The sequence below is a fragment of the Alloyangia mangrovi genome (genome assembly GCF_002300555.2).
In the GTDB taxonomy this organism is placed as follows: Bacteria; Pseudomonadota; Alphaproteobacteria; order Rhodobacterales; family Rhodobacteraceae; genus Salipiger; species Salipiger mangrovi.
In genome coordinates, this window is the sequence record NZ_NTHN02000105.1 from 1 (window position 1) to 7,130 (window position 7,130).

Consider the following 7,130-nt stretch of genomic DNA (forward strand, 5'->3'; position numbering starts at 1 on the left):
TCGTTTGGAGAACAGGCTAACTTCAAACTGCGGACTTTTCAGGGGAGCAGGTCAGTGGTAACCGATCGAGTTCGCCCGCTGCGGCGAGATCGAATAACGCGACGATGATGTTGCCGATGAGAAGCTCTTCCGCACCGACGGGCCATAGCCTGTAACGTCCATCATAATGATCCATGACATCATGGGAGCCGTTGGCGAGTTGCTCGGACGCCATTGCGAGCGCATCGAGCTGCCTAAGGCCATCTGCAACAATTTTCGTAAAATCGCGCGTGCGTTGGGCGAGTCTGAACAGTGGTCCGGCGCTGGTAGAGCGGAACGCTGTGAATGGGCTTGATCTCAGGTGAGGCGCTTCGCGGAATGAGCACCGGAGTGACCCGCCGTGATCGAGTTCGATATCTATTAAGTTAATTCGCAGCAGGTCAAGAGGAGGTGAAATTGATGCGTCGGTGATGAATGGGTCTGGATTGCTGCAAATACCAGCCAGCTTCTTGAGCTCCGTATCTGTGCGATTGCGATCTGATATCGCGGTCAAGATTCCTCCTATTCTCCGTTGCAGAGACAAAAGGGGCTCAGTGCATAGTTTAGATTGCATTGGCCTCAGCGAAGACACAACTTCGCCGAAGCCAGTAACCGCAGCGGGCCGATCTCCGGACATGAAACGGCAAAATGCGGCATCCATTGAAAGGCCCAGAGCGAATTCCGGTCTGTCACCTTTGTCGACAAGATCTCGCGCGACATCAAGAAAATCCACCGCCTCACTCCAGGAGTCATTTTGTGCGCTCGAGATTCCAGCAATTCGATAAGAAAATACCGCCCCGATATCCTGACTTGGGTTTGGCCACCGCGGCAAGGCGTCCTTCCAGATTGCAAGCGCCGTCGGGAAATCTCCTGAATCGCACGTCACCTTGGCAAGCGCGCACTGGAATATTGGTTCATCTCCGACGATTTTTGCAAGATCGATTGAAGTCTCAATGGCCTTGTTCGCATCGCCAAGATTTTCATTTATTGTGCGGATAAGGACCGGCGCGATCGCACAGGCCATAGAATGCGCACCACAGCGTGCGCTGAGTTCGAAGGCATGGAGTAAGGTTTCGCAGTAGCCAGGCCAGTCTGTCTGTGTATTGTTGTCCTCGGAAAGCCAGGTTTGTTCGATCAGGTAGGGCCAAATGTTCTCAGGATTGCCGATGGATTCAAGCATTTCCCTCGCGGATTCCTGCGGGATTATTTCGAGTGCCTGGACTAAACGTTGGATATCGCCGACGTCTCGAATGTCACCAATAAGACGAAACCCCACGAGCTGCGCATACCCGCTACGGGAAATTTCCGCTTCCAAAGCGCCTCCAGCTTCGGCCATTTTATCTGGAAACTCTTTTTCCATCTCTGCGGCTAAGCGGCGAAATTCCTCGGCGCGCGAAATAACAACCGGCATGGAATAGTGAACTTTAGTAAGGGCGAGGAATTGACTGAGAAAGAGGAATCTGAAGAAGTGGGATGCGCGATCGTCTGGCGCATTTTCGAACTCTTCGTCAACCTTCGATGCAAGGCGCATTGCGAGTTCAGGGTCCTTTTCGGACGCAATCCTATATTGCAAAATCCTAAAAATATATAGGTCGTGCGTGCGCTCGAACGGCAGAACGTCTTCTGTCCTAAGGCCCAGAGACGTGTAAAAGCCACAGGCTTCGGAAATCGCCGTCCACACCTCGTCATTCGCGGAGAGCAAGCTCTGCATCAAGTGCGCGAGAGGAGCGGATGAACCGGAAATGTAGCAGTGCATCAGGATCGCGGAAATATCCCAAGGTGTCAGCGTCCGTTGCAATAGGTATGTCCACGCGACCTGCCCGTGCATCGATTTTACCCAAACTAAGCCGCGTGCTTCTTCAGCTGCGCCCCTCGCCAAAGGCGAAACTCTGAATGCCTCGTCTTCGGTCGCTTCCAGCCAAGGTCCGGCGATTACATCTATTGCGTCTCCAGGTTCACTGACTGCATCGGCAATGCGCGCGATCGACATCAGATGTTGTCGCGTCACGCGTCCCGAAAGGAGACTGGCCCGATACAGCAGTTCTCGCGGTCCGGTAGGCAGCTCCGCGATAAGCCGACGCGCTTCGAAACGGATGCGATCAACATCGGGCGTGTTACCAAGCAAGTCCTCAGCCCTTGCTTCAATGAAACCGACCTTTTCCAAAGCGGCGATACGAGCGTTTACCAACTGCGGATGTCCGAGGGTCGACAGCTCCAATATTTCGCCCCACGTAGTGACACGTTCTGATGGGCAACCCGACTGTCGAAGAAAACCTTCGATCTCGAGCCGGTCTAATGGCTGCATTTGGACCTCGCGTGCGCTATCAAGTTCGACTGCCTGAGCTAATCGAGCAGGTAGCGGTCGATCTGATGACAGCACGAGGTGGCCACCGAGTTCCCGCTGGCATCGCCAGAGACTTGCGAGGCTTGCTTCTATCGGACGCGGATCAGCCAATGCATCCAGATCGTCTACAACGAGGTTGCGCGCTCGGCCTTCCGAACGCAGGCCCTTCACGGCAAGATTGAGCTTTGACCTGACTTCGGCTGCGCTGAGGTCGCGGAGAGGCAACCATATGGCGTCGTGGCCCACAAAATGGCTGGCGGCGATGAGGGTTTTACCCGTCCCTGTCGAGCCATGAAGTAGAGCGCAGCCCCCGATTAGGGCTTCCCCGAGTAGCTTCTCTTGCGCAACCCGGCGGAAATGCCGCGCCGGGAGGGGGGGGCGCCCCTTCGAAGACCGCAGTCGACATCTGGAGAGAGAGGGCATCGGCGTATCCTGGTGTCATTGCCGCTTTCACCAGCGCGCGTAGATCCTGTTTTGGAAGCTGAATCTCTGTCGCCCCCGCGAAAATGCGCAGGAACTGCGCTCGATTCAGCGGGATCTCTTCTTTCCTTGCGGCGGCTTCAAACGCAGCGGTGTAGAGCGCGTCGAATGCTGCTTCGGCGTCGGCAGGCGCAATGCCCGTGGTGGCTCCATGGGTGACGAGGCGGTCCTTAATCAGCCTGATCATCGCCAATCCATCGTGCTGACCAGTCACCCATTCGATGGGCATAATGAGCCGATGAAAGATTTGCTCGTGGTTTCCAGACGAAAGGAAGTCCCTGACCGGCTTGCTGACAGTGCCTTCCTCAATCAAAAACTCGACCAGAGATGCTGTCGCCGCTTCGGCCTTCGGCGTTCCAGGTGCAGCCGCAGCACTATTCCACAGGTCGATACCGCCTTGCCCGGCACCGAATGGCGAATTCCTCTCGATGCCGGCATTCGAGGTTGTGAGATATCGGAAGCGCAGCTTGATTTCAGGATTGCGCGCTGCGTGCTCCCAAAAGTGGTCAATCGCTTCAACGACGGTCGGCGTGCGAAGCGTGATGTTACCAGAACCCGCAGTGTCCTTGACTTGCTCGGTCAGCGCTTCGCCATCGTAAATCCGATCAAGGTCCTCTGCGCCTTCGAGATACAGTTGTTCATTTTCGCCGAGCTCGAGCCAGACAACGACGCTGCGCAGAATTTGATAGATATATCCGCGAAGCGAGTCGTTTGCTTGACGCGCGGAATCTCCGAAAAGTCCGCTCACCACAGCCTCCTCGCGCATGCGTTCAAGTTTGGGCGCGAAGCTTGCAGTTTGAGCAATCGTAATGCTTCGCGAATATATCCATATTGCCGCAAGGTTTTCTCGAGCATTTTAGTCGCTCTTGGGCATTTTTCCTCGTATGTGTGCATTGAAAATCTTTCAAAGCAAATAGGAGGTAGTTCGTTGCGGCCTTCAATGGCTGACATGAGTAGGGGTAAGTTGCGTGTAGGCTTTTCTACTCTCAAAGAAGCGCCTCTTTGAGTTTTTCCACCGTTTTCCGCCAGCTCGGGGTTGTAGGTTTGCACACAGTGTTCTGGTTTCCAAACATTCCCACTTCTTGGATGGCTTGAGCCTCTGGAAGAGCATTCTTCCATTCAACTGAAACAAAGTATTCAGATTTCTCTGGGTCCTCCGAGAATTCCCGGTGATATCCTGCTTGAAGGACTGAAAGGGCTGGCCTATTCTCAATAAGAAAGTCTTTCGCGGGTGTCCTACTTCCCGTGACCCGGCCAACGCCGACGAAGCCTTTGCCGGGGATCTTCGCCCAGATCCTGTCACCCTCACTAAGCATGCGTAGCGAGTTGCTATACCATGTGCCGCCGCCGCCAGAGACGAAACCGTATTTCACAGCCTCGTCCCAACTGCGTTGCCCGTCAGCTCCGAAGCTGACGTAATATTCTCCATTCCACGGTTCTTTCTCGCCACGTTTTCCGGTGCTTGCTGCCTGAACTTGGACGTCGCCAGGATCGATGAGCCAAGCGCGGCTCAGAAGTTGGGTTTCGTCACAATCAAAGACTTGGAAGAATAGGACGTTGATCGCGACACCTCTGTCGTTGAGGTAGTTGACGATACGCTCGCTGCTGGCGTCGAGAGCTGCTGCAACGATGACAACCTGATGGCTCTGGTTTATCATCTCCTCGTTCAGCACTTGGCCAAAGCGCTGCTGAAAATCGCTCGATAGGCTACGTCCATTTCGAAATCGCCTATAGACTCCAGCGACGTCGTCAGCGTCCAAGCCATCGATCCAAGCGGCATAATCCAGCGCCTGAGCGACGACCTCACGAGGTGTGCGGTCGCGCTTTAACTCGACGAGAACGAGCGAGCCATCGGGCGCTATTGCGAGCAAGTCGATGCGCCCGCCGTAGCCTGTATCGACCTGGCGACCGATCAGCATCCACTCGGAGGACAGTATGCGCGGCTGTGCGACGATCATATCCTCGAGCATTTGCTCTGAAGGCAGCACTCCCTGGCTAATTTCTATTGGAGCCTTTGAAACGGTCCAGACCGCGTGGCTGATGGGCATCGCAATACTACCTCGAAGTTAGGTCCCGGAAACTTCAATTCCGCGGACCACATTCAAGAGGTGTCGAAACTCCCCATCTTGGGACGCTTGCTTCCAGAAATTGATAAATCGGCAAACGATCTGAAGATTGCCTCGCTCGTAGTGTCCATTGCTGTCGATGCGGTCGAGCGACGGAAGCATGTTCATATCAGTATGTGCGCCGCGAAATTGAAGAGGCAGCCCGCTGATCGCGCAGCGGTCTTGCTGGACCTTCAGAAGTTCACGCAGGAGCTGATCGAGTTCTGTATCAGTCATGCGCAGTTCCTTGTTCTTGACCTTTGTCTCGATCACTTGGCCGTTCGAGTTGACGGCGGTCTTGCCCACAGAATACTTTATTTCAGCGATGGACTTTTCGCGAGCGCCCAAGAACGTCTCATTAGATTTCGCCCCTTTGGAGAGCTCTCCTTTGGATTCCATTTTAAGTAGTGTCGAGAAAAGCCAGAGTAGGGAATGCGCATCTATGAGGCGAACATTCTGTAATTTCGTCTCCACTATGATGCATTGTCGAATATGATCTATCGCGGCGTTGAACTCAGCGTAATTTGACCATGAGCATGCTCTTAGGGTCCTAAAATCGAATCCAATTTCGGCGAAAACGCGGTCAAACCCCGTCGGCTGGATCGGCATAAAGCGGTCCATGTCTTTGATGAAAAATAGGTAAGCAATCAACGGGTATTTGCCGCTGGTGAGTCCGCTGAGACCATCGAATATGGAGCTCTCCGGCCTCTCTCCTCGGTATAGGTCGTATAGAAGCTGCTCGATCTCCTTGAGATGATGTCCAGTTGCGGCAGCTTCAATGAATGCGCGATGATCTCGGTTGGCGTGCCCGAAACGGTTCTGCCAGAAAACCATATTGTTGGACACATCGCCGCGAGTTGACTGGATTTCGATTGCATCGATAACTTTCGCAACGATCTCGCCAGAGCCAATCTGTTCGAGTTGCCATTCGTTGGCTCTCAGTCGTTCCAGCGCAAGTTCGCGAACACGCGGTTTATAGCTTTCCCATGCCGCGATAAGGCCTTCCTCAAAGCGCGTGAAAGGACGGTCGTAGCGCGTCAAGAGGTCTTGGAATCGGGCGAAAGACTCCGGAAAACTTATCCTGTCCAGCGGGAAGCCGCGGTTGGTTTCGGAATTAGAGGTGCGGTCATACCAGTTGAGAAAACGTTGCAACGCGGTGGCGCTGTCAATTTCTACCCGCTGCGTGTCGGACCTTTTGAGTGATGCAAGTGGGCCGTTAATATTCGAGTTGCCGTTGTTTGGCTTATCCAGAAGTGTGACACCGTCCAGCTCCGGCGGTGCGGGGGGTTGAAACCAGATACGAGTTTCCAGCGTGGCGCGATGGATTGCGAGCACGCGGCCGACCGGATTGCGAAATCCAATGATGTAGTCAGTTGCCTCTTTCGCCGGTTCACCGTAGCGGGAGAGGAGCACACGCTCGGCGTCTGTCGGGGATAGTGTCATTGCGAAGCTTTCAGAACGTCGGTCTCTGCCTCCGGTGCTTCGTGGACGATAGTTTCCAAGAGACGGAAGCGCTTGGTGTCGGTTGTGGTCATGGCGCCATTGAGTATTCCGGAGAGCGCCATGAGTTCATTGACAATGGCAATTTTCGTTTTCTGTTTATTCTCGTCGCTATGTCCTTGCGGATACTCTTTCCCTCCCGCGACGGCTTTCGGGATGCTCAGTTTCTGGTGTAGGATAAAGGCGGAATGCTTCCGCTGATTTATAGCGACAAGCTTGCCTCGTATGGAACTCTGAGCGCATATAAATTCTAAATCCTTCGCGATCTGCACTCTTAGTTCCTGGTGAGTATTCGCCAAAGCTGAAACGATGCGTTTCTTGAAGTTTTTACGTTCGAAACGAAGACACGTATACATTTCACCCCACGCTCTACCTGATGGAGAGCCTATCTGATGTGTCTGTCAGCGCAAGTGCATAGAGGTCTACGTCCATGTTCATAAAAGAATTTCGGCCTCTGGGAAACCGGCCAACGTTGTGTCCAGACCAGCCGGGAGTAGATAGAATGTCACGGGAGAGTAAGTTTTTGAGCCTTATCCTCAGGCATCGGCCTGAGGAAGTGGGGATAACGCTTGATTCAGACGGCTGGGTGCGGATTGAACTCTTGCTGCGTGGCCTGCGCAAAGCAGGGCGGCGTTGTTGGACAAATCAGCTGGTGACCGCAGTCCCCCTTTCCCCAGACACAC

Annotated in this window: 6 protein-coding genes; 1 reads left to right on the forward strand and 5 read right to left on the reverse strand. The window is 54.0% G+C overall.

What is annotated here, in order from left to right; all coding sequences use genetic code 11:
* Positions 1–22 precede the first annotated feature (22 nt).
* From CLG85_RS26605 to CLG85_RS26625, 5 genes are all read right to left on the reverse strand, one after another.
* On the reverse strand, positions 23–2,587 hold the full coding sequence (locus CLG85_RS26605) for a hypothetical protein (RefSeq protein ID WP_260350320.1): 2,565 nt from the start codon (positions 2,585–2,587) through the stop codon (positions 23–25).
* Between the two features lie 46 nt (positions 2,588–2,633).
* Complete coding sequence (locus CLG85_RS26610) at positions 2,634–3,590, reverse strand: hypothetical protein (protein WP_260350321.1); 957 nt, start codon at positions 3,588–3,590, stop codon at positions 2,634–2,636.
* Between the two features lie 238 nt (positions 3,591–3,828).
* Entirely contained in the window at positions 3,829–4,890 is a 1,062-nt protein-coding gene (locus CLG85_RS26615; RefSeq protein WP_095882500.1) for an endonuclease NucS domain-containing protein, read from the reverse strand.
* Between the two features lie 18 nt (positions 4,891–4,908).
* On the reverse strand, positions 4,909–6,390 hold the full coding sequence (locus tag CLG85_RS26620; RefSeq protein ID WP_095882501.1) for a hypothetical protein: 1,482 nt from the start codon (positions 6,388–6,390) through the stop codon (positions 4,909–4,911).
* Positions 6,387–6,719, reverse strand: coding sequence for a hypothetical protein (locus CLG85_RS26625; protein WP_095882502.1), 333 nt, complete (start codon positions 6,717–6,719; stop codon positions 6,387–6,389). The genes CLG85_RS26620 and CLG85_RS26625 overlap by 4 nt, the downstream gene beginning before the upstream one ends.
* Before the next feature lie 230 nt (positions 6,720–6,949).
* Between CLG85_RS26625 and CLG85_RS26630 the strand changes: the two genes are divergently transcribed.
* A partial coding sequence (locus tag CLG85_RS26630) for an RNA 2'-phosphotransferase (RefSeq protein WP_260350323.1) occupies positions 6,950–7,130 on the forward strand: 181 nt, incomplete at its 3' end.

Coding starts and splice junctions, on each gene's coding strand:
- CLG85_RS26615 (WP_095882500.1), bottom strand. CDS start 4,890: ATGCCCATCAGCCACGCGGTCTGGACCGTTTCAAAGGCTCCAATAGAA.
- CLG85_RS26620 (WP_095882501.1), bottom strand. CDS start 6,390: ATGACACTATCCCCGACAGACGCCGAGCGTGTGCTCCTCTCCCGCTAC.